The following is a 26487-nucleotide window of genomic DNA, read 5'->3' on the forward strand; positions in this document are numbered from 1 at the left end:
CGCTACTTAGCGTAGGCTGTGAAAAGCGGATCATGCGAGAGGCGCCAAAAGGGAAGCGGCCCCTTGACGATGGTTCACCAAACGAGATGATGCCCTGATGTGGACACGCAGGCATCGCCCGCCGGCTAAGTTCGGCGATCATATTCGCTATTTCTCGGAGCGAACCGCTGAACTTGGCAATCAATCCTTGTCGGTGCCGCTGCCCGCCCGCGTCGATCAGTTGATCGAGTTCTATCTCGAAGATCGGTATCGGATTTCACGCGGTGGCGGGCCCGCCTCTCCTGCTGCAGAGATGGCGATAGTCGGGCCGCAAGGTCGTCCGGGTACCCGGCTCCACCTCTCCGGCTCCCTGAAAGTCTTCACCATCCACTTTCAGCCTGGTGGGTTGAACGCGCTGTTCGGCATCGCAGCAAACGAGCTTGCCGATCAGGGTTTCGAAGCTCAGCGTGTGATCGGACGATGCGCTGACGATCTTCGCGACGATCTTCTGCAAGCCGACGATTTTGCGGCACGCATCGACGCCGCTCAGCGGTGGGTGCTGGATCGCATAAGCAACGCGAAACCCGTCGACATCGTCGCCCGGATAGCGAGGGATCTCATTGAATCGGGCGGCCTCTCGCCCGTCGGTAAGCTCGCAAGAGAGACAGGCCTCAGCGATCGGCAGTTTGCGCGGCGGTTCGAACATCAGACCGGCCTCACGCCAAAGCTCTTCGCCAGGGCCGTGCGTTTCGGTGCGGCGCTCGAAGCCAAATCCGCCGCTCCGAAACGTAGCTGGACCGACGTGGCATATGAGGCGGGATACGCCGATCAGTCCCATTTGATCCGGGACAGCCGGCAGCTTGGCGGCGCGCCGCCGCGCAGGTTTCACGCCGACTGGTCCGCCGTTCCATGACGCATTTGTTCAATTTGTCCGAGTTCTGCCGGACTAGAATGGGGGCGGCAACGAGGAAGATCGATGGACAGACGACAGGCCTTGTGGGGATTGGCTGCGGCAAGCGTGACTGTCGGCACGGCGCAAGGAATCAAAATGACTGGTTTTGACCTGAAGAACGATGTCGCGAGATTGGCCGTGGACTACGCCGACGCATGGAATGCTTCGGACATGGGCGCCATGACAGCCCTCTACACCGACGACGTGCATTGGGTAAACATTGTCGGAATGCACTGGCGCGGCAAAGCCGAGGTCGACAAGGCGCACCGCATCTTCTTCGACATCATGTTCAAGGGCGTGCCCCTGGCGCTCGAGGATGTTGAATCGATCGTCGAGCTTCCGGGTGAAGCAGCGGTTGCCGTCATCCGCTGGTCCGTCGGCGCCTTTACCAACCCTGCCGGAGAGAGCGTTCCGCCGAGCCGCGATCGCATGACCCTCGTTCTTGTTCGCGAAGGCGGCAAGCTGCTGATCAAGCATGGTGCGAATATTCAAATCAATGAACTCGCGCAAAAGTCGGACCCGGTGACGCCGAGCGGCGGTTACGGATCCTAGAGAAACTTCGTGAACCTGGACGGTTGGAGACCGGCAACTACTGGGCTCCGATGGAAGATAGCCGACAGTCGTCAGGCGCGCGCGACGCTAGCTTGCGTCGTGATCAATCAAGGTATCAGCGGAGCCGCTCCGTCTTCTTTCAGGCGTAACCCTCCATCGGAATATGTCGCGAGTGTACGTGAGTTGAGTCAGGCGCGCCAATTCGGTGCTTGTCTGAAGGATGCTTACGATGACTTCGAAAACTCCACCATTCCGATATTTGCGTACGTCCGAGGCTGCGCGTTTCCTTAGCCTCTCGCCGCGAACGATGGAAAAGCACCGCCTTTACGGCACCGGGCCGCGGTATCGAAAGCTTGGCGGCCGCGTGGTGTATTCCATCCCGGACCTGCAAGAATGGGCGGATCAGGATATCCGTACCTGCTCGTCCGGGCATAGGTCCGACCGATAACATCTACTTCCCGTGAGCATGGTCACCATGCTCACGGCCTGCGCCTTCGGCCAAGAGGTCGTCCAATATGTCACCGAACCAAGTTTCGAGAGCGTCGAGAAGCTGAGCGTCGATCGGCATGATGTCCGGAAGGTCGGCAACAACGGTCCACTCCTTGGCATCCCGCCGTCTGCGCGCCGTGCTATAATAGTCGAGCAGGTCATATTCCGTCACGGCGATGTCGGTCCGCACAGCACGTCCATCAATGATCTGAAATTTCCGCTCCATGGCATCAGGATAGAAAGTGCTACGGCATTGTCGACTGAGGGCTTCGGACCAATGAGAGAGATGAAGAGCATGGGGGCGTAGGGAAGCGACGTCTTCGAAAACGGGTAGCCCTCATTCGGAGTAAAAATCGGACGGTTTGTCGTGTCCTGTCATCTGCGAGGGGCGTGATTCCTCTGGCCTGCTGTCTTCGGCAGCGGCTCTGTAGACGCCGTAGCCAACTCGAATAAGAAGCCCTTCCCTGCACATCATGGGAGGATATTGGCGGGGAACGCCGACGGCCTCCAAATCTTTGGTCCGGACAGTTCCACTCCGTTTGGCCAGATCGATCGCACGCTCCCGTAGTGATAATCGGGCATGCGGTTCCAGTTGCTTGGAGCTCTCCAAACCAACTTTCGCTGGAGTACGCCTATATTTCTCTGGTTTTTCAAGGTCTTTCGACCACAGGTACTCGTCACTATCGTCGGCGGGGAGCCATAAATCCTAAGTTATTGAAATATAAAGTCATTTCGATATCTTGCGGTTCAAAACGAAATTTCTTCATTTTGAAAAACGGCGCTTTATCAATAGCTTAACTGGCTCGATGCCCTCCAATGGGTTTAGCCGGTTTCGAAGCAAAACTGGCGCAAATGCGTGCTGCACGCACCTCGAGATTCTCGAAATTCACGAGAATGCGCGCAACATTCGCGTACTCCGCTGCCGCGAATTTGCTGGCGCGCTGAATGGATCAGGCCGCCGTCGCGAACTCGTCGGAATCGGGGTCATCAAGCCCCGGATTTTCTTGGAGCCGAGCAATCGCATTGAAGCGCGCGATTAGACGTTTTGTGGAAACGGCCGGTTCGATAATGTCGGCAATCGGGCATTGCGCGCGCAGTTCTCATGCGAGCCTCCTATCTCCTCCAGCCAGGAGATGAGAAGCCTTGAAAAAGGTCGAACAGAGGTTCGAATCTCGTGGTCAGCTCGCCGTTTGCCCACGAGCATTCCAGGAAGAGCAATTCCGGAAGCTGCCATTCCGAGCGAATGGCGACGCGCGGCATTCTTTGCCTGTCGCCGCCCATTTAACTCCGCCGGGGAGCGAACATCAGGAAGATAACCAGCTCCACAAAGGTCAGCGCAAGACCCGCCCACGCAGCTGACAGAAGGCCAAGCCCGCCGACAATCGCCAGTCTCGCCGATCACATTGGCCAGATTGAGCGACGCCAACACAGCACCGTCCCCATCGCCGGTTCAATTCCGCGCCGACAAGATCGACGGACAGGCGTCGGCGATGAGGCCCCGCAACCGCACTGCCGAGACCTCGCCTTTCGCCGTTAGCGCAGTTTCCGACCTTCAGCATCCCACACCTCGACCGCTCCGAGATTGAGCGCGCGTATCTTCGCCTCGATCTTCGACAGGTCCCCGACAATCACCCAGCTCATCGCTTCGGGACGCAGCATTTCGTCCGCCGCCTTCGTGATTGCCGCCGGCGTCAGCGCCCCATATTTGGCGGGTAGCGTTGCCAGATAATCATACGGCTTTTCGTAGAGCGACACATATTGGAGATAGCTGACAAACGCCTGGTTCGTTTCGAACTGGCCGGGCAGCGACAGCACATTGCCCTTCACCATCATGTCGAGTTCGGCCTGCGTTGCCGGCCGTTCCTTGCGGATTGCCCGGATTTCCTTGTCGATCTCGGCCAGTGCCTCCGATGTCTTGTCGGTCTGCACGCTCGTCGCGACGCCGAAATTCTGCGGTCCCCGCTGCTCATTGATGAAGCTGCTGGCACCATAGCTCCAGCCCTTGTCCTCGCGCAGGTTCATGTTGAGGCGCGCTGTAAAATTGCCCCCCAACACCCCGTTCGCGGCGTCATAGTCGAAATTGCGCGGATCGAGGCCGTCCGGCATCAGCTGACCGACGCGGATCACCGACTGGATCGCGCCCGGCTTGTCGACGAGCACGACCCTGCTCTTTGTGGCAAAGGGGATGGCGGGGACCGTCTTGCTGCCCTTGGCCTCGGCGGGCGGGGCCCATGTGCCAAACCCCTTTTCGAGCAGCGAAGTCAGCGCCTCAAGCGTCGTATCGCCGCTGGCGTAGATCACCGCATTGTCGGGGCGCACCCAGTTCGTGTGCCAGCCCGCGACATCGGCGCGGGTGAAGGATTTCAGCGTGTCCGCCCGCCCAGCAAGCTGCGCGCCATAGGGATGTTCGGCGCCATAAAGGACATTGGTGAAGGTCCGCTGCGCGATCGCGGTCGGCTCGGCGAGCGACTGCGCAATGCCCGACAGACTCTGGGTACGGTCGCGCTCCAGATCGTCGGGGCGGAAGCCGGGGTTCCGGATATAGCTTGACCACAGCGCGACGGTCGCGGGCAATTCGCGGCTGAGCGAAGACAGCATGAAGCTCGTCGTATCGCTGCCGGAACTCGCATAGAGGCGTGCGCCGAGCGAGGCCTGCTTCTCTTCGAACGCCTGCGCGGTCAGCCCGACAGGCCCGTCGCCCATCATCTGCAACGCGAAGCCGCCGAGGCCCTTTTTCTCCGGCGTATCCGCCGCCGTGCCAGCATCGAACACGATCGCCATATCGACCGTCGGGACTTTCTGACGCGGCGAAAAGACGACGCGGATGCCGTTCGACAGCCGCGCTTCCTGCGCGACCGGCAAGGTCAGACCGGGCGATGCAGCGAGTCCAGGCAACTTGGTGCGGTCGGCACCATCGACGGTGGTCGTATGCGCCGCATAAGGCAGGACAGTCAGCTTGTGTGCACCGCGGGTCAGCCAGTTTTTGGCGTCCGCAAGCACCGCCGGGCCGGTGACAGCATCGAAGCGCTTGTTGTCCTCGGCATATTCGGCGGGATTGTTCGCGAAGATCAGGCCGTCGGCGAGCGCCATCGCGCGAACATAGACCGATTCCAGCGCACGGATGTTATTGCCGTAATTGCTCACCTTTGCGCGCTTCAATTCATCAGCAGTCGGTCCCGTGGCTAGGAAGCTGTCGATCGTCTGACGGATCGCAGTTTCGACATCCTTGGGATCGACGCCGGGCTTCAGCCGCGCGTCGATCGAGAAAATGCCTGCGACCGCCATCGGCTGGTAATTGACCGAGACCGAGGTCGCGAGCGGGCGATCGAGGATCAACGCCTTGTACAGCCGCGACGTCTTGCCAGTGCCCAGCGCGCTGGCGGCCGCGCGCAGCGTCGATGACTGCGGCGTCCCGCGCCCAGGCACCGCCCAGCTCCATGAAACTGCCGCCTGCGGTACCGTGTCGAGCATCGTATCGCGTTTGTCCTCGGACAGGCTCGGCACCCATGCGCCCGTGCGGCTCACCGGCGGCCCCGCGGCGACGCTGCCGAAATATTTCTCGGCGAGCGCGCGCGCCTGCTTGGCATCGACGTCGCCCGACAGCGAGAGCACCGCGTTGGCGGCGCCATAATATTGGCCGAACCAGTCCTTCACATCGGCGAGTGAGGCGGCATTGAGATCATCCATCGAGCCGATGATCGGATGATGATAGGGATGCCCGATCGGGAACAGCGCCCGCGCGGTGACGTCGTCCATCTTAGAATAGGGCTGGCTTTCGCGTTGGCGTTTCTCGTTCTGGACGACCCCGCGCTGCTCGTCGAGCTTGGCCTGCGTGATCGCACCGAGCAGATGGCCCATGCGATCCGATTCCATCCACAGCGCGCGTTCTAGCCCGCCCGTTGGCACGACCTCATAATAATAGGTCTGATCGAAAGACGTCGCCCCATTCACCGCCGAGGCGCCGATTTCCTGAAGCGGCGGGAACCATTCGTCGTCGCGATGTTCCGACCCGTTGAACATCAGATGTTCATAGAGATGCGCGAAGCCCGATTTGCCCGCGGGCTCGTCGGCCGATCCGACATGATACCAGACGGCTACCGCGACCTTCGGCGTGCTGCGATCCTCGTGGACGACGACACGCAGGCCATTGGGAAGCGTGAACTGCTCGAACGGCAGCACTTCGTCTGCGTGTACCGGCTGGACGAGCGAAAGGGCGGCGGCCGCAGCCGACAGCAAAAGGCTGGTACGGATCATGAGGAGAAGTTCCTGTCACATCTTTGGGGGAAGTCCGGCCGGCTGCCCGAGACAAAAGCAGCCGGCCGGAAGGGGAAATCGTCAGAAAGTAACGGCAACACCGGCCTTGATGCGGCGACCGCCGAGATAGGTCGCACCGCTGTAGAAACGGGGCGTGTCGCCCACGCCGCCGACCGAATTGAGCAAATCGGGGCTGTTCGTGCCCTTCAGCAGGTCTTCGCCTTCGACATAGAGGCGCAGCTTGCCGAAGCTCGGCTGCATCCAATATTCGAGGCGGAAGTCGAGCGTGCGGACACCCTCGCGATACACCGACAAACCGCGCGGATAGAAATTGTCGAGCGTGCGCGACTGGAAGCCATAGGCCAACGTCGCGTCGATCCCATATTTGTTATAGGTCAGCGCGACGGTGCCCGAATGTTTCGGCTGGTTGTTGAACGCGATGCCGGAAAATTCGAAAACCTCCTGCCCGCCAGCGCCATAGGGCCAGTTATAGATCTGCGAACGCTTGCTCTTCGTGAAGGTGTAATTGGCGTAGATGCCAAGGCCGGCGAGCGCGCCCGGCAGGAAGTTGAAGCGCCGCTCGGCCTGAGCTTCGATGCCCCAGATCGTCGCCATCTTGTCGCTGTTCGAGGGAGTCGAGCCGGTGATGAAATAATTTTCGGGATTCGCGGGATCGAAATAGGGGGCGCCCTGAAAATAGATATGGTCGGGGAGCGGCACCGCGGCGAGCTGCGCGGGGCCGTTCGTCGCATTGGCCTGCAGCAGATTTTTGATGCGCTTGTAGAAACCCGACAGCTTGAGCAGGCCAATGTCCTTGTCATAATATTCGACGCTGAGGTCGAAATTATGCGTGGTTGCGGGCTTGAGGTCGGGGTTGCCGGTGTTGATCGTCAGGATCGGCTTCAACCCGTCGGGGCCCGGGATCGGAATGTTGATGAAGCTGATACGCGTTTGCGCCGACAACTGGCTGATCTGCGGCCGTGCGACCGACAGGAAATAACCGCCGCGGAAGATCAGATTGTCGCTCTCGCGATAGTTGAAAAGGACGCGCGGCAGCCAGTCGGTCGCGGTCGCCCTTTGGCTAGCGAGCTGCGTGAAATCATTCTGGAACTTGAGGTCGATGCCGAAGCCGCCGCCGTTCGACGGGTCGATCGGCCCGATATAGGTCGGAAAGATCAGATTGGAGGCCTCCAGCCGCGTGCGGTTGAGGCGCACGCCGCCGATGATCTCGAGCTTGCCGAAATCGAAGCGTGACTGGACATATCCCGCGAGATTCTGTTCGAGCGTGCGTTCGCGATTGATGTCGTCGGGTAGCACGATCGGGGTCAACAGGAGGCCGCTGGTCCCGTCGACATAGTCGTTCACATTGTCGACGAAATCCCGCAGCGATTCTTCGCTGATCACCACGAAGCGCGAACCGGTGACGCCGATGCGCGACAGATCGTTGGGGACAAGCTCGAGCGGCAGCGCACTGATCGGCACATTGCCGCCGAACTGCGAGCGCGTGAGCCGGCTCTGGAACTTGACGCGCTCGAACTGCACGCCGGCCTCGATATAGGTCAGCGGGCCCCAGCCGGCGTTGAATTTCGCGCTATATTCGCCCGTGTAACGGTCGTTCCGGCCACGTGTCGCGTCGATCTGACCGCTCGCGGCGTCGATCGTGAAGTTGGACGTGTCGTTGACGAAACCCCAGCCCGCTTCGGTCAGCAGGGGAAGCTGCAGCCCCTTGCCGCCGCGCGGACCGAAGGGCGTGACGATATAGCCGAGCGCCGGGTCGGTCGCGGCGGGCAGGAAATATTCGGCGCGCGCATCGGCGGCGGGCATGCGCAACTGCAATCCGAAATTCGATGGATGCCGCTCGCTACCATGCGCATAGCCGACCAGATATTTGAAATCGAACCGCCCTGCCTTGGTGCTTCCGCCCAGGCTATAGGTATCGGTGATGTTGCGCGCATTGCGATCGTACACATAATTTTGCGTGTGCTGGAGCGCTTCGTTGCCGGGCGTCAGGTCGACCATCAGCGCGGTGCGATTGCCGCTCGTCGGCGTCGCGACATAGTCGAGATCGACGCCGAAACTTTCGTTCAGTTGAATCGTCGTCCGGCGTGCTTCGCTGTGCTGGAAGTCGAATTTCAGGTTGCTGTGGTCGCCGATCTTCCACTCGGCCGAAAGCGTCGCGGCGACATTCTCGTTCTCGACATGGTTGAAGGTCGTGCCGAGGCTCAGCGGAAAGGCGCGCGTTGCGTCGGGCAGGAAAGGGAAAGTCGATAACGGGTGGACGGCGTCATATTGTTCGAGCGTCGGATTGCCGTCGGCGTCGGGTGGCAGGAACTCGCCATAGCGCAGATTATGGCCATAGCTGATCGAACGGTTGCTCGACTTGCGATACTGGACCGAGGCGCTGAGCCCGAAATTCTCGTCGGCGCCGAACTTGCCGGCGATCGTTCCCGACACCAGCACATCGTCGCTGAACTTCTTGCCCCCCTTTCCGCCTTCGACCAGCAGATTGGCGTAGCGGCGCGGCCGGTTGAGCGGCGACAGCGTCTCGATCTCGACGAGGCCACCGGTGCCTGCGCTGTCCTGGCTCGGGAGCAGGCTCTTGCTGATCGTGATCTTGCTGACCGAATCGGCGAGCATGTTCGAGAGGTCGGCGGAGCGGCCGACGCCGTTGCCGACGGGCAAGTTGAGCCCGTTGAGCTTCACCGCATTCATGTCCGGGTCGAGCCCGCGGATCATGATGTTAGTGCCATCACCGGTCAGCCCGTCGCGCTGGAACGAGACCCCCGCGACACGGCGCAACGCCTCCGAAATCGTCGTGCCGGTAAAATTGCCGAGGTCGTCGACCGACACGACGTCCGAGCTGTTTTCGGCGGTGCGCTGCAGGTTGAGCGCGTTGGCGCGCGCGCTGCGCGAACCATAGACGACGATCTCGCCGGTCGCGTTGCTGCCTTCGTCCATCCAGAATTCGGCGCTCGTCTGCTCGCCGCGGGCCACGTCGACGCGCGTCGATTGCTCGATGAAACCGAGGAAGGAAACGGTCAGCGTATAGCTGCCCGTCGGAACGCGTGCGAAGCGGAAATTCCCGAGATCGTCGGCAGTCGCGACCTGCCCCGTTTCCTCGATCCGCACGAGCGCGCCGGCGATGTTGCGATTGCCGTCCGACTGGGCGACGCGGCCCGAGATCGAACCCGCGCCTTCGGCCGCCGGACGATCCGATGCCGTAGGCGTGGTGCTGCCCGGGCGCGTGACGATGTAAGACCCGCCCGCGGTTTCGCGAAGGATCAGACCCGACCCCTGCAACAGCGCGCGATAGGCGTCGCCGGCGGTATAGCGGCCCCGCAGCGACGGCGCCGTTTTACCTCGCACCACCGAATTGACGAAGACGATATTGGTGCCGGTTTTCGAAGCGACATCGCGGAGCGAGCGGCCGAGTGGCTGTTCCGACAGGTCGAGATCATATTCGGCCTGCGTCCGGGCCGCGGCGGTATTGGAGACGATGGCAATCGTTGCGGCGCAAGCCGCGAGCGTGGCTTTCGAAATCATCAATGGCCCCCTTGTGGACGGGGTGTTGCTTGCGACCCGCCTCATTCAAGCAGACGCGCGATTGCCCCAAAACCGACATCGCGGTGAAATAAAATTTTCGCGAACCGATCCTAGCGAAATATAATTACCATTTTCATGGACTTAAAGAATGCCGCAATTTTACGTGAGCGGACGGCCCGCTACCGCTCGCGCCGCGAGGACACCAACATATATCGATGACGGGAAGGCGGCCTAGCGGCCCAGGCGAATCCGGCCCGCGTCGCGTTCGACCGTCAGCCCGTGCAACGCCGCGACCGCGTCAGCGAACTCCGCCGTGTCGTTCGTCGCGAAGACGCCCGAAACGGTAAGCCCGCCAAGCCGAGGGTCGGCGACATCGATCTGGGGCCCACCATAGCGACTGAGCTCGGCAATCGCGGCAGACAGCGGCGTATCGTTGAAGATCACCTGCCCTCGGCGCCACGCGGTCGCTGCCTCCGAAGAAACAGGGGTCACCATCGCGGCGGCATTGCCCGCGACGGCGAACCGCTCGCCGGGGGTCAGCATGGTGGATTGTATTGCAGGCGTACCGACCGACGTCGGATGCGTGTCGACCCGGACTTTCCCTGAGATCAGGGTCACGGTGACGGCGCCGCCCGTCTTGCGAACGATAAAGCTTGTCCCGATCGCGGTGACGCTCTTGTTGCCCGCAGTCACCACGAAGGGGCGCGCCGGATTGCGTGCGACCTCGAACATTGCCTCGCCATCGTCGAGGACAATGCTGCGCCGCTTTTCCTCATAACGGACGTTCAGATGCGTATCGGTGTTGAGCGCGATCCGCGTGCCGTCCTCCAACGTCGCGACCTTTTGCTCGCCGACCGTGGTCGAATAGCCCGTCGGCTGCTGGAGCAGCCACCATCCCGAGATCAGGACGACAAGCAGAAGTGAGGCGACGAGCGCGAGCGGACGGGCCCGCTCAGCCAGCCAAGTCCCGAACACGAGGCCGGGTTTGGCGTCACTAGCACTTGCCCCATCGCGCAAGACCGCAGCGCCGGGGAGGATCGCCCACACGTCCATGGCCTTTTCAAATGCCGTTCTGTGGCTCGCATCGGCTTCCAACCAGACGCGCAGTCCCGCCTCGGTCGCTTCGGTGCGGCCCGTCGACTCCAGCCGCGCGAGCCAGGCGGCGGCCTCGGCCGCAGTCCGCTCCGCTCCGTTCCCCCGGCTCACCATTGCTCCATCCACTTCATGAGCTGCAGCGTCGCGCGCGCGACCTGCTTTTCGACCGCCGCGACGGACATATTTTCCGATCGGGCGATTTCGGCGAAGGGGAGATTCTCAAGACGGCGCTTCAGCAGGATGCGCCGCGTTCGTTCGGGCAGTTGGTCGAGGCCGAGCGCAGCATGCGCCAGACGTGCGCGCTCCTCGACAATCTGCCGTGGATCAGGGGCTCCGTCGGCGATCGCCTCGACATCGTCATGCTCGGCGAAAGGCGCGCGGAGCCTTTTGCGCGCGCGATCGATCGAAAGATTCACCGCCGCCGTCACCAGCAGAGCCTCTTTCGATTCCGCCGCATGGGCCCGTTCATATTGCTCGACCTTGATAAAAGCGTCGTGCACCAATTCATCCGCATCCTCTGCAGGAACGCCACGCCGCATCACCGCCCGCCGGGCTTTTGCCAACATCTCAGCGAGGCTCGACATAGCGCTCCGGAATTACCTTCTCTTACTCCAGACGAACGATGTCGCATTTTCCGACATGCTGAGGCAACTTTCATCGCAACTGATCGGGAAAGTGCCGAGTTTACGCCGTTTGCTGCGACGTCAGCGAGTCACGAAGACACGCTCGGCTCTATTGCCTCACGAAGCATGACTCAATCCGGCGTCAGAACCATTTTGAGCGCGCCGGCATCGCGAGCATCGAACAGCTTATAGGCTTCCGCGCCGTCGCTCAGCGGAAGGCGATGGCTGATGTATTTTTCGGGCTTCAACCGCCCCGACTGCACCAGCGGGAACAGGGTCGGCAATTCCTCGGGTACCGAGCAGGTGCCGGCGCGAAAGGTCAGGCCCGCGGCAAAGAAGCGTTCGAGCGGGAAGGCATAACGCCGCGACTGCTGCACCCCGATCACCGACACGGTGCCCCGCGCGCGAACGAGGCGGAGCGCGAGGTCGACCGTCTCGTCGCGCCCGACAACCTCGATCGCACAGTCGAGCTTGCGACCTTTCGTCGCCTCGCGGATCGCCTCGACCGCCTCGCCGGGGTGGAGCGCGATCGCGCCTGCCTCCTCGGCCAGGGCGCGGCGCTCGGCGACCGGATCGATCGCGTAGACGACATGCGCGCCCATCACGAAGGCGCTCTCGACCGCCATCAGCCCGATCGGCCCGAGGCCGATCACCGCGACACTGCTGCCCGGCACGATGTCGGCATTTCGCGCGCCGAACCAGGCGGTCGCGAGCGCGTCGGTCATCAGCAACGCCTGTTCCTCCGACACGCCGTCGGGGATCAGTACCGCATTGACGTCGGCAGCGGGCACGCGCACCGCTTCCGCCTGTGAACCCTGCAGCTTCGCCGACAGGCCGTAGCACGAGCCCATGCCGAACTCGCAGAGATTGACGACGCCCGCGAGGCACTGGCGGCACGACCCGCAACCGACCGCGGCGGGGATCATCACCTTGTCGCCGACCTTCAGCCGCGACACGCCGCGGCCGGTCTCGACGACCTCGCCCACGGCCTCATGCCCGACGCAGAAGCCGACATCCTCGGAGAAGCCGTGGCCGTGATAGATGTGCAGGTCGCTGCCGCAGATCGCGCAGGCGGTGACCTTCACGATCGCATCGCGGTCCGACTGCGGCGTCGGGTCGTCCATGCTCTCGTAGCGGATGTCGTGCGCGCCGTAATAGCGAAGGGCTTTCATGGCCTTGGCTCCCTTTCCCGATCAGCGCCGGTTCGCGGCGACATATTCGGCGATCTTCTGCTTGCCGAGCTGCGACATATGCACTTCCTCGGGTCCGTCGGTGATACGGACGTAGCGGTTGAGCGTGAAGAAATAGGCGATCGGCGTATCCTCGCTGACCCCCATGCCGCCATGCGCCTGGATCGCGCGGTCGGACACGGTCTGTGCCATGGTCGGCGCGACGACCTTGATCGCCGCGATCAGATCCTTGGCCTGCTTGTTGCCATAGCGGTCCATTGCGTCGGCCGCCTTCAAGGTCAGCAGCCGCGCCATTTCGACCTCGCAAAAGCTTTTCGCCACGTCCTGCCGGATGCTGCTCTGGTCGGCGAGCTTCTTGCCGAAAGCAACGCGGCTGTCGACGCGGCGCGCCATATATTCGAGCGCACGCTGCGCCTGCCCGACCGCGCGCATGCAGTGATGGATACGGCCCGGCCCAAGGCGTCCCTGCGCGATCTCGAACCCGCGCCCCTCGCCGAGGATCAGATTTTCCTTCGGCACGCGGACATTCTCGAACCGCAGTTCGGACTCGCCGCCCGGCGAATTATAAGATCCGAAGATCGTCTGGTTGCGGACCACGATGACCCCCGGCGTGTCGCGCGGGACGAGGATCTGCGAATGCTGCGCATGGCGCGGCGCATCGAAGTCGGTTTTGCCCATCACGATGAAGAGGTCGCAGCGCGGGTGCATCGCGTTCGAAATCCACCATTTGCGGCCGTTGATGACATAATCGTCGCCGTCGGGGATGATCGACAGTTCAAGGTTGGTCGCGTCGGACGAGGCCACCTGCGGCTCGGTCATCACATAGGCCGAGCGGATCTCGCCGTTCAGAAGCGGCTTCAGCCATTTTTCCTGCTGGTCGGGCGAGCCGAATTTCGCCAGCACTTCCATGTTGCCGGTGTCTGGCGCCGAGCAGTTGAACACCTGGCTCGACCAGGGCACGCGCCCGAAGATTTCGGCGAGCGGCGCATATTCGAGATTGGTGAGCCCCGGCGAGAATGCGCCATATTCGTGCGGGAGGAACAGGTTCCACAGCCCCTGTTCGCGCGCCTTTTCCTTCAGCGCCTCCATCCCCGGCCATTCCTGCCAGCGGTTGTTCTGGTCGTGGACGAAGTCGTAATAGGCCTGTTCGTTCGGATAGATATGCTCGTCCATAAAGACTTCGATCTGTGCGATCAGCCCGGCGACCTTGTCGCTATATTCGAAATTCATCTGTCTGCCTTTCCTGAGAATATTTTAAAGCGAGAGCCCACCATCGACGATGAGCGTGTGGCCGGTGACGTATGAAGCAAGCGGCGACGCAAGGAAGATCGCGGCGCCCGCCATATCCTCGGGCGTGCCCATCCGCCGCTGCGGAATATGGGCGAGCGTGCCTTGCAGCCGCTCGGGATTCTGGGTGGTGACCTTGGTCAGCTTGGTATCGACGAGGCCGGGGGCGAGGCCGTTGACGCGGATGCCGTCGGCGGCGAACGCCTGCCCCAGGGTCTTGGTCAGGCTGATCGCGCCCGCCTTTGACGCGGCATAGGCCGGGTTGCCGATATTCGCCGTGAGCCCCGAGATCGAGCTGACGATGACGATCGAGCCAGCCGCGTCGGACAATTGCGCTCGAAACTTGCGCGAGATGTGCATCAGGCTGTCGAGGTTGACCGCCATGACGCGGTCCCAGCCCTCACGCTCGAACTCACCGCGGCGATAGACGACGGTGCCCTGACAGAGGATCAGCACGTCGAGCGAGCCGAACGGCAGCGGTGCCGCCTCGATCGCATCGGGGTCGCCGACGTCGACGCAGGTGTAGCCGAGGCCGGTCAGGTCCGAGCCGTCGGCCGCGTCATAATCGCCCGCCGCCCCGCGCGTGCCCCAGACATGCACATCGGCGCCGCGCAGGCGGAAGCCGTGCGCGACGCCGTTGCCGATTCCGCTCGATCCGCCGACGACCAGCACGCGCCGGCCCGTGAAATCGGTATCGTCTTTCATCGTCATTCCTTCAGCTAATGCGGCGCAGCGCGCGGTCGAACAGGTCGATGGTGTGGGCGTGGAGGCGGTCGCCGGTATCTTTCGGCGCCTTGCCGGCGCACGCTCGGGCATGCGTCCCTTCGAGGATGATCCCGAGCTTGTAGCAGGCGAGCACGACATACCAGTCGAGCGCCGAGAGATCGCGACCGCTGACGGCGGCATAATGCGCGACAAGTTCGTCGGGCGTCGCGAACCCCTCCCACGGCGTGATCGCGACATCGGTCGCACGCGGCGTGTCATCCTCGGGCCAGGTCGCAAGCAACCAGCCGAGATCGAGCAGCGGATCGCCGATCGTGCTGAGTTCCCAGTCGACGACTGCAGCGAGATCGCCGCTGTCGGGGCGCACCATCACGTTCGCGAGATGGAAATCGCCGTGAATGATACCGGGGAAAAACTCCCCCGGGCGATGCGCCTCGAGCCAGCCCGCGACGCGCTCGACGCCGGGGATGGCTTCGGGTCCGGGCCATTCGGCAAAATCGCGATAGCTGGCGAGCTGCGCTTTCCACCGGCCGACCTGCCGTTCGAGATAATTGTCGGGCTTGCCGAAGCCGTCGAGCCCGACCGCGCGATAATCGATGGCACCGAGCGCGGCGATCGCCTCGACCATCGACAGGCCGATGCGGTGGCGCACCGCGGCGTCGCCCGCGTGGAGCGCGGGCAGTCCCTGTGTCGGATTGAAGCCTTCGACCGGCTCCATCAGGTAGAAGGCAACACCCAGCACATCCTCTTCCGGACAGGCCGCGACGAGGCGCGGATGCGGCACGGCCGTGCCGTCGAGCGCCGCAAGCACCCGCGCCTCGCGGCGCATCGTCTCATTCGAATTGGCGCGCGGCACCGGCGGCGGGCGGCGGAGCACAAAAGCGGCGTCGCCGCGGCGAAAGCGCATCAGGATATTCTGTGTCCCACCCGACAGCAGCCGCGCGTCGGCGATCGGGCCGGTGCCGACGCCCTGCCCGGCCATCCATCGCTCCAGCGCCGAAAGATCGACATTTTCCAACTGTCATCGTCCTGCTAATGATTCATCCATCCAGATGGATGGTATTGACGGACAGATATGTCAATGGCATTTGCCCGATGATGAAGGCGAAAAATGATCCCCTACCTTTGGCGTCGGTCACCCTGATGAAATCGGTCGCGTTGCGGCTTTTTGCAGAACGCGGGATCGACGGGGTTACCTTGCGACAAATTGCCGAGGCACTCGGGAGCCGGAACCATTCCGCGCTGACTTATCATTTCGGTTCCAAAGAAGCGCTGATCCGCGAATTGATCGTGGATGGCGCAATGCAGATCGACAGTCGCCGGAACGCTGCGCTCGACCGCGCGAACGCGACGGGCGGCCCGCATAGCGTCCTCGAGGTCATGGAGATACTCGTCGAAACCTCGATCGATCCCGATCCGCCGGCGTGGGGAGAATGCTACAACCGCTTCGTCGTCGGGCTGCAAGTGTCGAACCGCGCGCTGTTCATGGATGCGCTCGCGGGGTGCTGGAACTCGGGTTATCAACGCTGCCTCGACGCCGTGCGAAAGCTGAAGCCCGACGTCCCCGCGGATATATTGAACCAACGGCTTGTCTTCATGGGCGGCGCAATCAGCGGCATATTGGCAGGCCGCGAAACCGAACTCGCCGACAAGTCGCGCGACCATCCGATGTGGTCGCATCCGCAGACGCTGCACCGCGTGGCGGAAGCCCTCGCGGCCATCGTCGACGGCTGATCGCAGCTCAGTTCCGCAGTTCGGCCTTCAATATCTTTCCCGCGGCCGAAAGCGGCATTTCGGCGCGAAACTCGACCGAGCGCGGGCATTTATAGGCGGCGAGCGTTTTGCGCGCATGCGCGATGATGTCGTCGGCATCCGCCGCCATCCCCGGTTTCGGGACGATCACCGCATGTACGCGCTCACCCCAGCGTGCATCGGCCAGTCCGACGACGGCGCATTGCGACACCCCCGGATGATCGGCGAGCACCGCCTCGACCTCGACCGAATAGACATTCTCGCCGCCTGTGATGATCATGTCCTTCAGCCGGTCGACGATATGGATATAACCATCCTTGTCCATCCGCCCGACGTCGCCGGTATGCATCCAGCCGCCGCGCAACGCCTCGGCGGTCTCTTCCTGCCGGTTCCAGTAGCCGGTCATCACCGCCTCGCCGCGCGCGACGATCTCGCCGATTTCGCCAACCGGCACTTCGCGGTCATCTGTATCGACAATGCGCGCCTCGATCGCCATGACCGCTCGGCCCGCGGAACGCACTCGGTCAGGATCGCGATGGTCGGAGGGTTTCAGCAGCGAGATCGACCCCGACGTTTCGGTCATGCCATAGCCCTGCACCAAGCCGACACGCGGCATGGCGGCAATCGCGCGGTCCATCAGCGCGGGCGGCATCGGCGCGGCGCCATAATAGATGCGCTCGACGCTGGTGAGGTCATGCTCGCCGAAACGCGGATGATCGAGCAGCGCTTGCAGCATCGTCGGGACAAGGAAGATGTCGGTAACGCGCTGCCCGGCTATCGCCGCCATCACCGCCTCGGCCTCGAAGGCGGGCAGGAAGACATGCCGCCCGCCGCCGAGCAGGCAGGCGAGAAAGCCTGAGATCGCACCGACATGAAACAGCGGCGCGGTGTGGAGCATGCAGGCACCCGGCGCCGCATCACCCGATCCCGCAAGACACAGGGCATAGGCCATCAGCGCGCGGTGCGAGAGCATAACGCCTTTCGACCGCCCGGTCGTCCCGCCGGTGTAAAGGATCATCGCCAGATCGTCGCCGTGGCGCAGATGCTCGTCGGGTTCAACGGTCGCGGCAATCAGTTGCTCGAATACCGGCCCCGCGATCACGACCTCGCGCAGCGTCGGCGCTTCGCGGCGAATGTCCGCCAGCATCGCCCGGAAACCCGGATCGACGATCAGTATCTCCGCACCGCAATCGGCGATCGCATAGGCGATTTCTCCCGGCGTCCAGCGTGTGTTGACCGGACAGGCGACCGCCCCCGCCCACAGGCTGCCGAACAGGAAATCGACGAACAGGTCGCCATTGGGCGCCAGCAATGCGACGCGGTCGCCCGGTGCGATGCCGAGCGCTTGCAGGACGGCGGCGATGCGGCGTGTTCGTAACATAACCTCGCGCCAGTCGCGCTGCCGCCCACCGTCGACCGTCGCGATGCGACCCGGTGTTTCGCGCGCCGAACGGTGCAGCGCCTGGGTGATTGCGAGCCCCGTCATGCCGATGCGACCGCGCGCCGTGCCATGATCGCACGTCCGGCCGCGACGACACCGCCGAAATAGAGCGTCGCCGCGCCGATCGCCGCCATCACATGGACAAAGCTCTCGCCTGCCTGCAGCAGCGGGGCCGCCATCACGGTCAGATAGAGCATATAGGGCCGGTTGATCAGCAACGGCAGCCAACCGCGCAGCTGCACGTAAATCGCCGCGACGATCAGGCCGAGCACCGGCAGCACCCCCGTCAGCCCGCCATGAATGGCGCCATATTGCAGCAGCCATGCCGTCGCAGTCCCGCCGCACGCGCCGACAAGGAGCGGTGCCAGCGCCTTGCCCTCGACCATGTCAACGCTACCCCAATACCAGAGCAGCAGGAAGCCCGCGTAAAGCGGCGTGAGTCCGAGAAGGAGACCCAGCACAATGAAGCCCGCGATCAGAAGCACGACGCCGCCGGTGACGATCGCCGCCATGCCGCCGCCCATCGCTTGGGTCGTTTCATCGCTCACCGCCAAGGCTCCACGACGATCTTCACCTGGTCGCCCGGCGACGCCAGCCGATCGAACGCTGCGGGCGCATCGCCGAGGCCGACCCGATCGGTCAGGAATGCCGATCCGTCGATCTCCCCTTCACCCAAAGCGTGCAGCGTTTCGGCGAACTCGTCGGGTGAATAGGCCCATACGAAGCTGAAGCGCATCTGCTTGTTGATGCCCAGCACCGGCAGGATGCGGTCATCCTCCATGCACGCACCGACGACGACGATATGCGCCAGTGGGGGTGCCTGTTCGAGCAGGTTTTGCAGCATGCCCGGTACGCCGACGCATTCGAAGACGATGGCGTCGCGCATCGACCGGCCCGAAAGCTGTGCGGTGCCGAAGGAGGCAAGCGTCGCGGGGACGTCGAGCGCCTCCCAATGGTCGTGCGGCGAGGTCGCGGCGGGATCGACGACGATGTCGGCGCCCAGTTTCTCGGCGCGCGCGCGGCGCGCGGGCGAGAAATCGGCGGCGATGATCGGGCCGACACCCCGGCGTTTCAGCGCGACGATCACCGCGAGCCCGATCGGGCCGCAGCCGATGACCATCGCGACGCTGCCGGGCCCCGGACTGGCCACCGCGACGGCATGGGTTCCCACCGACAACGGCTCCGTCAGCGCCGCAATTTCCGAGGGGAGCCCGTTCGGCACGGGCAACAACAGCGCCTCGGTGAGCGCCACCCGCTCGGCGAGCGCGCCGCGATAGCGGGTCGAAAAGCCGATCAGTTCGGCGCCCAGCGGACCGAAGGCGAAAGGTGTCGAGACGACGCGCGTGCCCGCCGCGAAACGCTTCTCGGTATCCGGCCCATGATCGAGGATTTCGGCGCAAAATTCGTGCCCCAGAACCAGATCCCGCGACGGATCGATGGTGTCGGGCGCGCCGCAGCGGCGCCCGATCTCGACGCCATGCTCAAGATGATGGACGGCGTGCAGGTCCGATCCGCAAATGCCGCACGCGAGCGTTTTCGCGACGATCTGTCCGGCCGCGGGAACGACGTCTGGGACGTCGTCGACGGTCAGTGCGGCGCCGCGACGGACGGCGGCGCGCATCGTGGCGCCGCTCATTTGATGCCTGCGAGTTCGGTCGGCTTGCGCTGACCTTCCCATCCCGGCTTCTCCTTGCGCAGCCCGTCGACGATCTTGTCCCAGAAAGCGGCGGTGTTGCCGCGGAAACGTATGTCGAACGCGTCGGCGGTGCGGAACTCCAGCACCTCGACGCCCTCGGGGCCGGGCTTGTAGGTATAGGGTACATCGGTGCCGACATAGAAGCCGTCACCCGGGCCGAGCACCTCGGTGCCGAGCTTCAGCGAACCGGCGATAATATAATAGAGGCAGTCGGCATTGTGGCTGTGCAGCGGCAACGGAAAACCGCTTTTGAACCAGGCATAGGTCAGGCTCATTCCCGGCATCGAGAAGAGCAGTTTCACCTCGTTTCCGTCATCGGCGCCCTCGGCTGTCGCGCGGACGATCCCTTCCTCGATCACCGGGGTGATGCCCGAATATTCCATGCACGATGTCTCGCTATACGGCGGCGCATCGGCCGCGCGATAGACTTCAAAGCTCGGTTTCTTGGCAGTCATCTTGTCTGTCCTTTCACGCTTGCGCGGCGGCGGCCATGACGTCGCGGAGATCGGGTTGCCCGGTGTGCGCGGTCAGCCCGCCGTCGACCGGAATCGAGGCGCCGGTCACGCCACTGGCATCGTCGGAGGCGAGGAACAGCGCGACGGAGGCGATTTCTTCCGCGCGGGCGAAACGGCCCGACGGTACGATCCGTTCCCACTCGGCGCGCAACCCCTCAATCTCATCGACGCCGGTCGTCAGCAGCGGGGTATCGACGGGGCCGGGGCAGATCGCATTGGCGCGGATATTGTCGCGCGCATGGTCGATGGCGACGCATCGGGTGTAATTGATCACCCCCGCCTTCGCCGCATTATAGGCCGTAAAACCATAGTCGGCAGCCATGCCCGAGGCTGACGCGGTGTTGACGATCGCGCCCCCGCCTCGCGCCTTCAGATGCGGGATGATCGCACGACAGGCGTAGAAGACGGCGTCGAGATTAACCGCGATGCAGCGGCGCCACTGCTCGACGTCCATGTCCGGCGTCAGACCGAAATTACCGATACCGGCATTGTTGAACAATATGTCGATCCCGCCGAACCGCCGGACCGTTTCGTCGGCGAGCGGCGCGAACGCCTCCGCGTCCGCCACATCGACCAGTTCATAGGCAACGCGTTCGCCCAGTTCGGTGCCGAGCGCGGCGGCGCGCTCGACATCGAGTTCGGCGATCATCACCGATCCGCCCTCGGCGACGAAGCGGCGCACGAACGCCTCCCCGATACCCGAGGCGCCGCCGGTGACGATCGCGGTCTTGCCTGCAAATCGCATCGCTTCAGCTCCCTTAGTAACGCCAGCCGACCGAGATGCCGTAGGTCGCGGGGCGCCCCGCCATCCGCCACGCGGTGTCGGCCTGGAAGGTCGAGTTCCAATAATATTCGTTGAAGATGTTGCGGCCCCAGAGCTGGACGCGCAGCTTGCCGTCCTCACTCTCGACGCCCGCCCGCACATCGACGAGCGTGCGGACGTTGATCCGCAGGATCGCGGGATCGCCGAAGGTCGAATTGGTCGCGCTGTTGTAATTGACGTTGGTGCCGATCACCGCATTCCAGCGATCGCTCACCGGCCATTTATACTGGACGTCGCCGGTCAGCTGCCACTTGGGCGTAAAGGGGAATGCCGATCCTTCATAGTCGGCGAAGACCCCGGTGCCATTATAGCCGGTGAATTCGTCGATCCGGCTTTTCACATAGGTGCCCGACAGGTTCGCGGTCAGCCCCTCGACGGGGCGCCAGTCGATCGCCGCCTCGACGCCATAGATGCGCGACGTCGGAATGTTGACCAGCCGTTCGAGCAGCCCGAAAATCGGATCGAGAATGCGGCCACGCACCTGCTTGTCCGAATAGTCGTAATAGAAGCCCGCGGCGTTGAGCTGCAGCGTGCGGTCCGCGAGCGGCAGCTTGAAGCCCGCTTCATAGGCAAGCAGCGATTCCTGCGTCGCCGGCAGGAAGCCGGTGAAGGACGAGGCCGGCACCGTCGGAAAACCGCCCGCTTTCCACCCGCGCGAAATATTGGCGTAGACGATCGCGCGATTGTCGAACGTATAGGTGAGCCCGCCACGCCACGAGATATTGTCCTGCTTGAGTTCGTCGACGACCAGCGACGGTTGGAAGGCAGGGCTGAAGGTCAAACAGCCGCCAGCGGGGATCGGCGTGATCGGCGGCGCTCCGGTGAACAGCTCGGTAAGCACGTTGAAGCTCAAATAGGTCGTGCCGTCACCGTCATAGCCGCAGCCATTGAAGCTGCGCTCGTTGCGCGTGTAGCGGATGCCGCCTTGCGCGGTCAGGTTCGGCGTCAGATCATATTCGACGTTCGCATAGCCCGCATAGGTGGTCACCTTCTGGTTGGTGAACACCGCCGAGACGGTCAGGATCGGCAGGCCGGGGATGATCACATTGCTGCTGAGATCGTTCGTGAAGAGGATCTGCTGCTCGCTTGCCTTGTCGTGCGAATAATTGGCGCCGAGGATCCAGCGCGCGTCGCCGCTGGTGCCGGTTAGACGCAGTTCCTGGAAGAAACTCTTGACGCTGCCCGGCGTATAGCTGTCGAGTTGGCGCCACTGCGTCGCGTCGAGATCCTGCGTCGCGTCGGTGTTGAATTCGAGCCACGATGTGATCGAGGTCAGGCGGACGTCGTCCGATACGTCGTAATCTGCGCGCAGCGAGGCCTGATAGAAATCATCGTCGCGGCGCATCGGCGTCGATGCCGACCAGTTGGCGGCGCGGGCATTTTCGGGCGCCAGCGGAGTCGCGAGCACATAGGGGTAGGCCCCGGCGGGGTTGTAGGGCGTGTGGCCGGTCAGCTGCGGCGCCTGCACATCCGACTTGTCGCGCCAGCCATTGAGGTTGAGCGTCACCTCCAGCGTGTCGACCGGGTTCCATACGACGAGCGCACGACCCGCAATGCGGCGCGAACTGCCCAGCTTGTCGTCGCGCGTGTAATTCTGCTGCCAGGCGCCGCCCTCGTCGACGCGTGCGCTGAGCCGCACGCCCAGCGTGTCGGTAAGCGGCGCACTGACGAAACCCGACAGTTCGAGCGCGCCGAAACGGCCGAAACTCGCGTCAGCGCCCGCCTCGAAATCGCTGCCCGGCTTGGCCGAGATATAATTGATCGCGCCGCCGGTGGCATTCTGGCCGTAAAGCGTGCCCTGCGGCCCCTTCAGAACCTCGACGCGCGACAGGTCAAGCGCGGCGCCCTGCGTCAGGATCGCAAAGGGCAACGGCACTTCGTCGACATAGACGCTGACCGCCGGCGATGCGGCAAGCGTCGATTCGTAAAAGCCAACGCCGCGGATCGTATAGACCGGGGTCGCGATCTGGCTCTGTGTAAAGGTCAGGCCGGGGACGATCTTGGCGAGGTCTGCGACCGTGCTGATCCCCTGCGCTGTGAGCTGGTCGCCGCCGATCGCGGTGATCGACATCGGGACCGAGTTTAGCGACTGTTCGCGGCGCTGCGCGGTAACGATAATCTCGCCCGCATTGTCGGCCGGCGCGCTGGCGGCCACGTCATCGGCACCTGCCTCCGCCGTTTGCGCCATAGCAGGCGTGGCAACGATCAGCGCAGCGTAGGTAACACCGGCGCACAGCTGCGCCGCCAATCCCTTGGGCATCATACTCTCCTTTTTGGGGCCGGCTTTTGATGCCGGCTCCCAGTTAGGAAACCAGATTACCTAAAATTAGTCAAGATCGACTAATCAGTGGTGACTATTTTTATTCTATGGCGCGGAACGTGCGGCAAGATTGGCGCAAAAGCGTCGGTGCCGCTCCTTCATTCGTTCGATCGCAGCGATGATCATCGGGCGCGACTGGTTCACGCTATTCTCGATGATCAGGCCGCGCACGCTTGCGATCAGCAACCAGCCGTGGGGAACCAATGCCTCGGCATCGGTAAAACCCGCCTCGCTTGCGAGCTTGATGAACTCGTCGTGGATTTCCTGTTCGACCCTGCTGGTGATCGGCTGCAAGCCGTCGAGCAATTCGCGGTCCCAGCGCGCCGCCAGCAGGATATCTGTCAGCGCCAGTCCCTCGGGCAACGAATGCGTTTCCCACGAGATACGTGCGTAGTCGGACAATCGTTCGAACGGGTCGTCGATCGCCTCCGCCATGACACGCGCCGAGTCCATCACGCGGCGCATCGCCAGTTCCGCCGCCGCCGCCATCAGCGCAACCCGGTTAGGAAACTGGTGCAATACCGAACCGCGGCTCAGTCCGGCTTCGACCATCACATGTTCGATCGTCGTCGCGGTGAAACCCGCACGCACGATACATTTGATCGTCGCATCAAGAATCTTTTCGCGCGTGTCGATCCCGCGTTGCGTCATCCGGCGCGGCCGGCTGGAAACGGGAACGGAGGCTATCTCACTCATCGGACCATTTGGCTGCGCGGTATCGAAAGGTCAAATTCTGTCGATGGCTCTTCGCCACCGGGGATTCCTATCATGCACGTCCAGATCAGCTTCGAGGCCGGAGGAAGACCGCCGATCCGGCGGCGTGGTTTTCATCGACCCACGCCGCCGTTTCGGGGATTATTGCAAGCGGGCGAGATTTTAGAACTCGCCGGCCACACCGACCCGCACGGCGGTGTTGTTGCTGCCCGCATAGGAAACGCCGGCAGTGAAGGCCATCGGCGCCCCGGTATCGAAGCGATGTGCAATCGACGCGCCAACCGCCTGCTCCCCGCGGAAGGTCGCAAGGTTGAAGGTATAGCTGGTCTTGCCAGGCTCCGAAGGCATCGGTGCGGGGGTCAGAGCCACCGCAGCGGCCGTACCGCGCTGCGCCTCGCGGCGATCGCGATCGGTGATCGCGTAGAGGTCGCCGATCTGGGCACTGTGCGTTGCGGCCAGTGCCTGCAGTGCCGGAAGAGCCGTCGACGTCATGGTCTCGAGCGACGCGATCCGGCCATTTTGGGTCGCATTGACCGTCTGCACCGTGGCAATTTGCGCATCCTGCGCCGTGTTGGCACCCTCCACAGCGGTGAGCCGTCCATCCTGCACGACATTCTGGGCCAAGGCCGCGCTGGCATCGGTCGCAGCGCCCGTCGCCGTGGCCTGCGCCGCTGCCGCCTCGGTCCGTGCGGTATTTGCTGTCGTCTGGGCCGCCGCCGCGCTGGCGACAGCTGCGTCGGCGGTTGCCTGTGCCGCGGTGGCACTTCCGGCACCGGCATTCGCCGCCGCCAGCGCCGAATTGGCGGTTGCCTGCGCCGCGGCGGCCTTCGCATCCACGACATCAAGCTGCGCCTTGTTCACGGCATCGGTCGCACCGGTTCCGGCGGCAACGTTGACGACACGGCGTTCGCCGCCAACCAGCCCGACCGAAACGCTGTTGGCCTGATTGGCTACCGACCCGTTGCCCAACGCGACGCTGTTCGCCGCGGTGGCCCGGCTGCTTGCGCCAAATGCGCTGCTGTTATTCGCCGACGCCGTGCTGCCTACGCCATATGCGGAGCTGAAATCCCCCGACGCCGTCGTGGAGGAGAAGGTGGTGGAATCATATCCCCCCATCGCGGTGCTCGAAACTCCGGAGGCTTCGACGCGGTTGCCGACTGCGGTGCTGGAACTCCCCGATGTCGCGCTATAGCCGAGCGCGGTGCCGAAAAATCCGGCCTTGCTCTGTCCGCCGATGGAGACGCCGAAATTGGTCGCTTCCGCACTAAGTCCCAGTGCGACCCCAAATTCACCAGTCACTTTGCTGTCCCGGCCGACGGCAACGCCGTCGGCATGACTGACCGACGCCCCCTGACCGACGGCAACGGAATTGCTACCAAAAGCAACCGCGTCGGCGCCCGTGCTGTTGACTTTCACATAAGGGTTCGCCGCTGACGCGAGGGCGCCTTTGAGCTGCCCCACCGTTGCCGCGTCGCTATCCGCGCTGCCCGCCGCAACATTGGTGATCTGACGAAGATTCACCTGCGGCGTCAGCGTGGCATCCACATAAGCGCCGCCGACGGAAAATTCGCCTGTCGAAGACTGGGGAGCGGCCAAGCCATAGGCGGTGTACCCGGCAACCGCGCCACGGTCCGCATTGGAATTGGCGCCGATCGCGATGGAATTGCTGAGAGCTGTTTTGGCACCACCGCCGAGCACCACGGCATCGGCCGCCCCGGCCGACGCGTTGCTACCGAGAGCCGTGGCATTTCGCGCGTTGGCCCTCGCCAGAAAACCGACTGCGGTGGCGTCGGTTTGCGTGTCATTGCCGGCGCCCGCCTGAGAGAATGCGCCAATCGCCGTGCTTCGGTCGGAAAGGATCAGGCTGGTAGAGCCGATTGCGGTCGCGTCGTCGGGTTCGATCCCCGGCTCTGCCAAGGTACCGCCAACCCGCGCGTTTCCGCCGATCACGACAGTGCGATTGCCATCCGCCTGCGCGCGATAGCCGATGGCGACGCTTGCATCCGGCACATCCGGAAGACCATCGGGATTGGGATTGAGTTTGGTCAAACCCACGATATCGACGACGGCGCCATTCCCAACGGCGGTTGCGCCATCGGCGTAGGTCAGAGCACTGGTGCCCAGCGCCGTCGAATTATTGTTGTTCGCCCTGGCTCTGTAGCCAACCGCGTTGCTACCGTTCCCAAGGGCCTTGGCGTTGGAACCCACGGCGGTCGCTTGCACCGCGACCTGTGTGCCATCGTCGCTGGTGACCGTGGCGTCGACGCCGCATTCGGTCGAGCTCGGCGCCAAGGGATCGCCGATGTTGCATTCGGGGGTTGGGTCGGCATGGGCAACGCCCGGTGCCAGCAAGGAAGCAGCAAGCGCCAACGGCGCGGATCTGGTCAGAAAATGCTTGGTATTGATCATGTTCATGGCTCCAAAAATGGGACGCGCCGCTTGCTTGATACGGCTCGCTGGTCCCGCACGCTGACCCTGCGATGCGGTTAGCGCGGGCGGCGAAGCCTCGCCCCACATGAGCATGTGGCCCCCACCTACC

General features: G+C 63.3%; 23 protein-coding genes. 5 read left to right on the top strand and 18 right to left on the bottom strand.

The window, feature by feature from the left end; genetic code table 11:
- Positions 1-97 precede the first annotated feature (97 nt).
- The 3 genes from BLW56_RS03325 to BLW56_RS20795 all read left to right on the top strand — a co-directional run bounded on the left by BLW56_RS03325 (position 98) and on the right by BLW56_RS20795 (position 1931).
- On the top strand, positions 98-892 hold the full coding sequence (locus BLW56_RS03325) for an AraC family transcriptional regulator (RefSeq protein WP_093509226.1): 795 nt from the start codon (positions 98-100) through the stop codon (positions 890-892).
- A 63-nt stretch (positions 893-955) separates the two neighbouring features.
- The gene (locus BLW56_RS03330) at positions 956-1483 is read left to right on the top strand and encodes an SgcJ/EcaC family oxidoreductase (RefSeq protein WP_093509227.1); all 528 of its coding nucleotides are present in this window, start codon (positions 956-958) and stop codon (positions 1481-1483) included.
- A 220-nt stretch (positions 1484-1703) separates the two neighbouring features.
- Complete coding sequence (locus BLW56_RS20795; protein WP_143043358.1) at positions 1704-1931, top strand: helix-turn-helix transcriptional regulator; 228 nt, start codon at positions 1704-1706, stop codon at positions 1929-1931.
- Between the two features lie 3 nt (positions 1932-1934).
- On the opposite strand, the gene BLW56_RS03340 is transcribed toward BLW56_RS20795, so the two are convergent.
- Together BLW56_RS03340 and BLW56_RS03345 are read right to left on the bottom strand one after the other, a co-directional pair.
- Positions 1935-2198: a hypothetical protein gene (locus BLW56_RS03340; RefSeq protein ID WP_093509228.1), complete on the bottom strand. Its 264-nt coding sequence runs from the start codon at positions 2196-2198 to the stop codon at positions 1935-1937.
- A 111-nt stretch (positions 2199-2309) separates the two neighbouring features.
- On the bottom strand, positions 2310-2582 hold the full coding sequence (locus BLW56_RS03345) for a type IV toxin-antitoxin system AbiEi family antitoxin domain-containing protein (RefSeq protein WP_143043360.1): 273 nt from the start codon (positions 2580-2582) through the stop codon (positions 2310-2312).
- A gap of 130 nt (positions 2583-2712) precedes the next feature.
- Between BLW56_RS03345 and BLW56_RS20540 the strand changes: the two genes are divergently transcribed.
- Positions 2713-3012 carry a hypothetical protein gene (locus BLW56_RS20540; protein WP_093509229.1) on the top strand — a complete coding sequence of 100 codons (300 nt, stop codon included), beginning with the start codon at positions 2713-2715 and terminating at the stop codon, positions 3010-3012.
- 493 nt (positions 3013-3505) lie between these two features.
- On the opposite strand, the gene BLW56_RS03355 is transcribed toward BLW56_RS20540, so the two are convergent.
- From BLW56_RS03355 to BLW56_RS03390, 8 genes are all read right to left on the bottom strand, one after another.
- Positions 3506-6226 carry a M16 family metallopeptidase gene (locus BLW56_RS03355; RefSeq protein WP_093509230.1) on the bottom strand — a complete coding sequence of 907 codons (2721 nt, stop codon included), beginning with the start codon at positions 6224-6226 and terminating at the stop codon, positions 3506-3508.
- A gap of 81 nt (positions 6227-6307) precedes the next feature.
- Positions 6308-9769, bottom strand: coding sequence for a TonB-dependent receptor (locus BLW56_RS03360; RefSeq protein ID WP_177175794.1), 3462 nt, complete (start codon positions 9767-9769; stop codon positions 6308-6310).
- A gap of 231 nt (positions 9770-10000) precedes the next feature.
- The gene (locus BLW56_RS03365) at positions 10001-10975 is read right to left on the bottom strand and encodes a FecR family protein (RefSeq protein WP_177175795.1); all 975 of its coding nucleotides are present in this window, start codon (positions 10973-10975) and stop codon (positions 10001-10003) included.
- Entirely contained in the window at positions 10972-11448 is a 477-nt protein-coding gene (locus BLW56_RS03370) for an RNA polymerase sigma factor (protein WP_093509233.1), read from the bottom strand. The genes BLW56_RS03365 and BLW56_RS03370 overlap by 4 nt, the downstream gene beginning before the upstream one ends.
- A gap of 170 nt (positions 11449-11618) precedes the next feature.
- Positions 11619-12659, bottom strand: a complete 1041-nt coding sequence (locus BLW56_RS03375; protein ID WP_093509234.1) for an alcohol dehydrogenase family protein — start codon at positions 12657-12659, stop codon at positions 11619-11621.
- A 21-nt stretch (positions 12660-12680) separates the two neighbouring features.
- A complete protein-coding gene (locus BLW56_RS03380) occupies positions 12681-13907 on the bottom strand; it encodes an acyl-CoA dehydrogenase family protein (protein WP_093509235.1) in 1227 nt (408 codons plus the stop codon).
- 24 nt (positions 13908-13931) lie between these two features.
- Positions 13932-14669, bottom strand: coding sequence for an SDR family NAD(P)-dependent oxidoreductase (locus BLW56_RS03385; RefSeq protein WP_093510757.1), 738 nt, complete (start codon positions 14667-14669; stop codon positions 13932-13934).
- 10 nt (positions 14670-14679) lie between these two features.
- The gene (locus BLW56_RS03390) at positions 14680-15705 is read right to left on the bottom strand and encodes a phosphotransferase family protein (protein WP_093509236.1); all 1026 of its coding nucleotides are present in this window, start codon (positions 15703-15705) and stop codon (positions 14680-14682) included.
- A gap of 80 nt (positions 15706-15785) precedes the next feature.
- Here BLW56_RS03390 and BLW56_RS03395 point away from each other — a divergent pair, with 80 nt between their 5' ends.
- Positions 15786-16421, top strand: coding sequence for a TetR/AcrR family transcriptional regulator (locus BLW56_RS03395; RefSeq protein WP_093510758.1), 636 nt, complete (start codon positions 15786-15788; stop codon positions 16419-16421).
- Positions 16422-16428: 7 nt separating this feature from the next.
- Here the strand turns inward: BLW56_RS03395 and BLW56_RS03400 are convergent, their stop codons facing one another.
- The 8 genes from BLW56_RS03400 to BLW56_RS03435 form a co-directional block, all read right to left on the bottom strand.
- Complete coding sequence (locus tag BLW56_RS03400) at positions 16429-17925, bottom strand: acyl-CoA synthetase (protein WP_093509237.1); 1497 nt, start codon at positions 17923-17925, stop codon at positions 16429-16431.
- The gene (locus tag BLW56_RS03405; RefSeq protein WP_143043361.1) at positions 17922-18428 is read right to left on the bottom strand and encodes a hypothetical protein; all 507 of its coding nucleotides are present in this window, start codon (positions 18426-18428) and stop codon (positions 17922-17924) included. Before BLW56_RS03405 ends, BLW56_RS03400 begins: the two co-directional genes overlap by 4 nt.
- A complete protein-coding gene (locus BLW56_RS03410) occupies positions 18425-19516 on the bottom strand; it encodes a zinc-binding dehydrogenase (protein ID WP_256203275.1) in 1092 nt (363 codons plus the stop codon). Before BLW56_RS03410 ends, BLW56_RS03405 begins: the two co-directional genes overlap by 4 nt.
- Positions 19513-20031: a cupin domain-containing protein gene (locus tag BLW56_RS03415; RefSeq protein ID WP_093509239.1), complete on the bottom strand. Its 519-nt coding sequence runs from the start codon at positions 20029-20031 to the stop codon at positions 19513-19515. Before BLW56_RS03415 ends, BLW56_RS03410 begins: the two co-directional genes overlap by 4 nt.
- Before the next feature lie 13 nt (positions 20032-20044).
- Positions 20045-20836, bottom strand: a complete 792-nt coding sequence (locus tag BLW56_RS03420; protein ID WP_093509240.1) for an SDR family NAD(P)-dependent oxidoreductase — start codon at positions 20834-20836, stop codon at positions 20045-20047.
- Between the two features lie 13 nt (positions 20837-20849).
- Entirely contained in the window at positions 20850-23174 is a 2325-nt protein-coding gene (locus tag BLW56_RS03425) for a TonB-dependent receptor (RefSeq protein WP_177175796.1), read from the bottom strand.
- A gap of 105 nt (positions 23175-23279) precedes the next feature.
- Positions 23280-23930, bottom strand: coding sequence for a TetR/AcrR family transcriptional regulator (locus tag BLW56_RS03430; RefSeq protein WP_093509242.1), 651 nt, complete (start codon positions 23928-23930; stop codon positions 23280-23282).
- Between the two features lie 180 nt (positions 23931-24110).
- Positions 24111-26363: a YadA family autotransporter adhesin gene (locus tag BLW56_RS03435; RefSeq protein ID WP_093509243.1), complete on the bottom strand. Its 2253-nt coding sequence runs from the start codon at positions 26361-26363 to the stop codon at positions 24111-24113.
- Between the last annotated feature and the right edge of the window lie 124 nt (positions 26364-26487).

This window comes from Sphingopyxis sp. YR583 (assembly GCF_900108295.1).
Taxonomy (GTDB): Bacteria; Pseudomonadota; Alphaproteobacteria; order Sphingomonadales; family Sphingomonadaceae; genus Sphingopyxis.

Bases quoted from the DNA above. Each gene is read 5' to 3' on its own strand.
- BLW56_RS03325 (WP_093509226.1), top strand. From the start codon at position 98: ATGTGGACACGCAGGCATCGCCCGCCGGCTAAGTTCGGCGATCATATT.
- BLW56_RS03330 (WP_093509227.1), top strand. From the start codon at position 956: ATGGACAGACGACAGGCCTTGTGGGGATTGGCTGCGGCAAGCGTGACT.
- BLW56_RS20795 (WP_143043358.1), top strand. From the start codon at position 1,704: ATGCTTACGATGACTTCGAAAACTCCACCATTCCGATATTTGCGTACG.
- BLW56_RS03340 (WP_093509228.1), bottom strand. From the start codon at position 2,198: ATGGAGCGGAAATTTCAGATCATTGATGGACGTGCTGTGCGGACCGAC.
- BLW56_RS03355 (WP_093509230.1), bottom strand. From the start codon at position 6,226: ATGATCCGTACCAGCCTTTTGCTGTCGGCTGCGGCCGCCGCCCTTTCG.
- BLW56_RS03360 (WP_177175794.1), bottom strand. From the start codon at position 9,769: ATGATTTCGAAAGCCACGCTCGCGGCTTGCGCCGCAACGATTGCCATC.
- BLW56_RS03370 (WP_093509233.1), bottom strand. From the start codon at position 11,448: ATGTCGAGCCTCGCTGAGATGTTGGCAAAAGCCCGGCGGGCGGTGATG.
- BLW56_RS03375 (WP_093509234.1), bottom strand. From the start codon at position 12,659: ATGAAAGCCCTTCGCTATTACGGCGCGCACGACATCCGCTACGAGAGC.
- BLW56_RS03380 (WP_093509235.1), bottom strand. From the start codon at position 13,907: ATGAATTTCGAATATAGCGACAAGGTCGCCGGGCTGATCGCACAGATC.
- BLW56_RS03385 (WP_093510757.1), bottom strand. From the start codon at position 14,669: ATGAAAGACGATACCGATTTCACGGGCCGGCGCGTGCTGGTCGTCGGC.
- BLW56_RS03395 (WP_093510758.1), top strand. From the start codon at position 15,786: ATGAAGGCGAAAAATGATCCCCTACCTTTGGCGTCGGTCACCCTGATG.
- BLW56_RS03400 (WP_093509237.1), bottom strand. From the start codon at position 17,925: ATGACGGGGCTCGCAATCACCCAGGCGCTGCACCGTTCGGCGCGCGAA.
- BLW56_RS03410 (WP_256203275.1), bottom strand. From the start codon at position 19,516: ATGAGCGGCGCCACGATGCGCGCCGCCGTCCGTCGCGGCGCCGCACTG.
- BLW56_RS03415 (WP_093509239.1), bottom strand. From the start codon at position 20,031: ATGACTGCCAAGAAACCGAGCTTTGAAGTCTATCGCGCGGCCGATGCG.
- BLW56_RS03420 (WP_093509240.1), bottom strand. From the start codon at position 20,836: ATGCGATTTGCAGGCAAGACCGCGATCGTCACCGGCGGCGCCTCGGGT.
- BLW56_RS03425 (WP_177175796.1), bottom strand. From the start codon at position 23,174: ATGCCCAAGGGATTGGCGGCGCAGCTGTGCGCCGGTGTTACCTACGCT.
- BLW56_RS03430 (WP_093509242.1), bottom strand. From the start codon at position 23,930: ATGAGTGAGATAGCCTCCGTTCCCGTTTCCAGCCGGCCGCGCCGGATG.
- BLW56_RS03435 (WP_093509243.1), bottom strand. From the start codon at position 26,363: ATGAACATGATCAATACCAAGCATTTTCTGACCAGATCCGCGCCGTTG.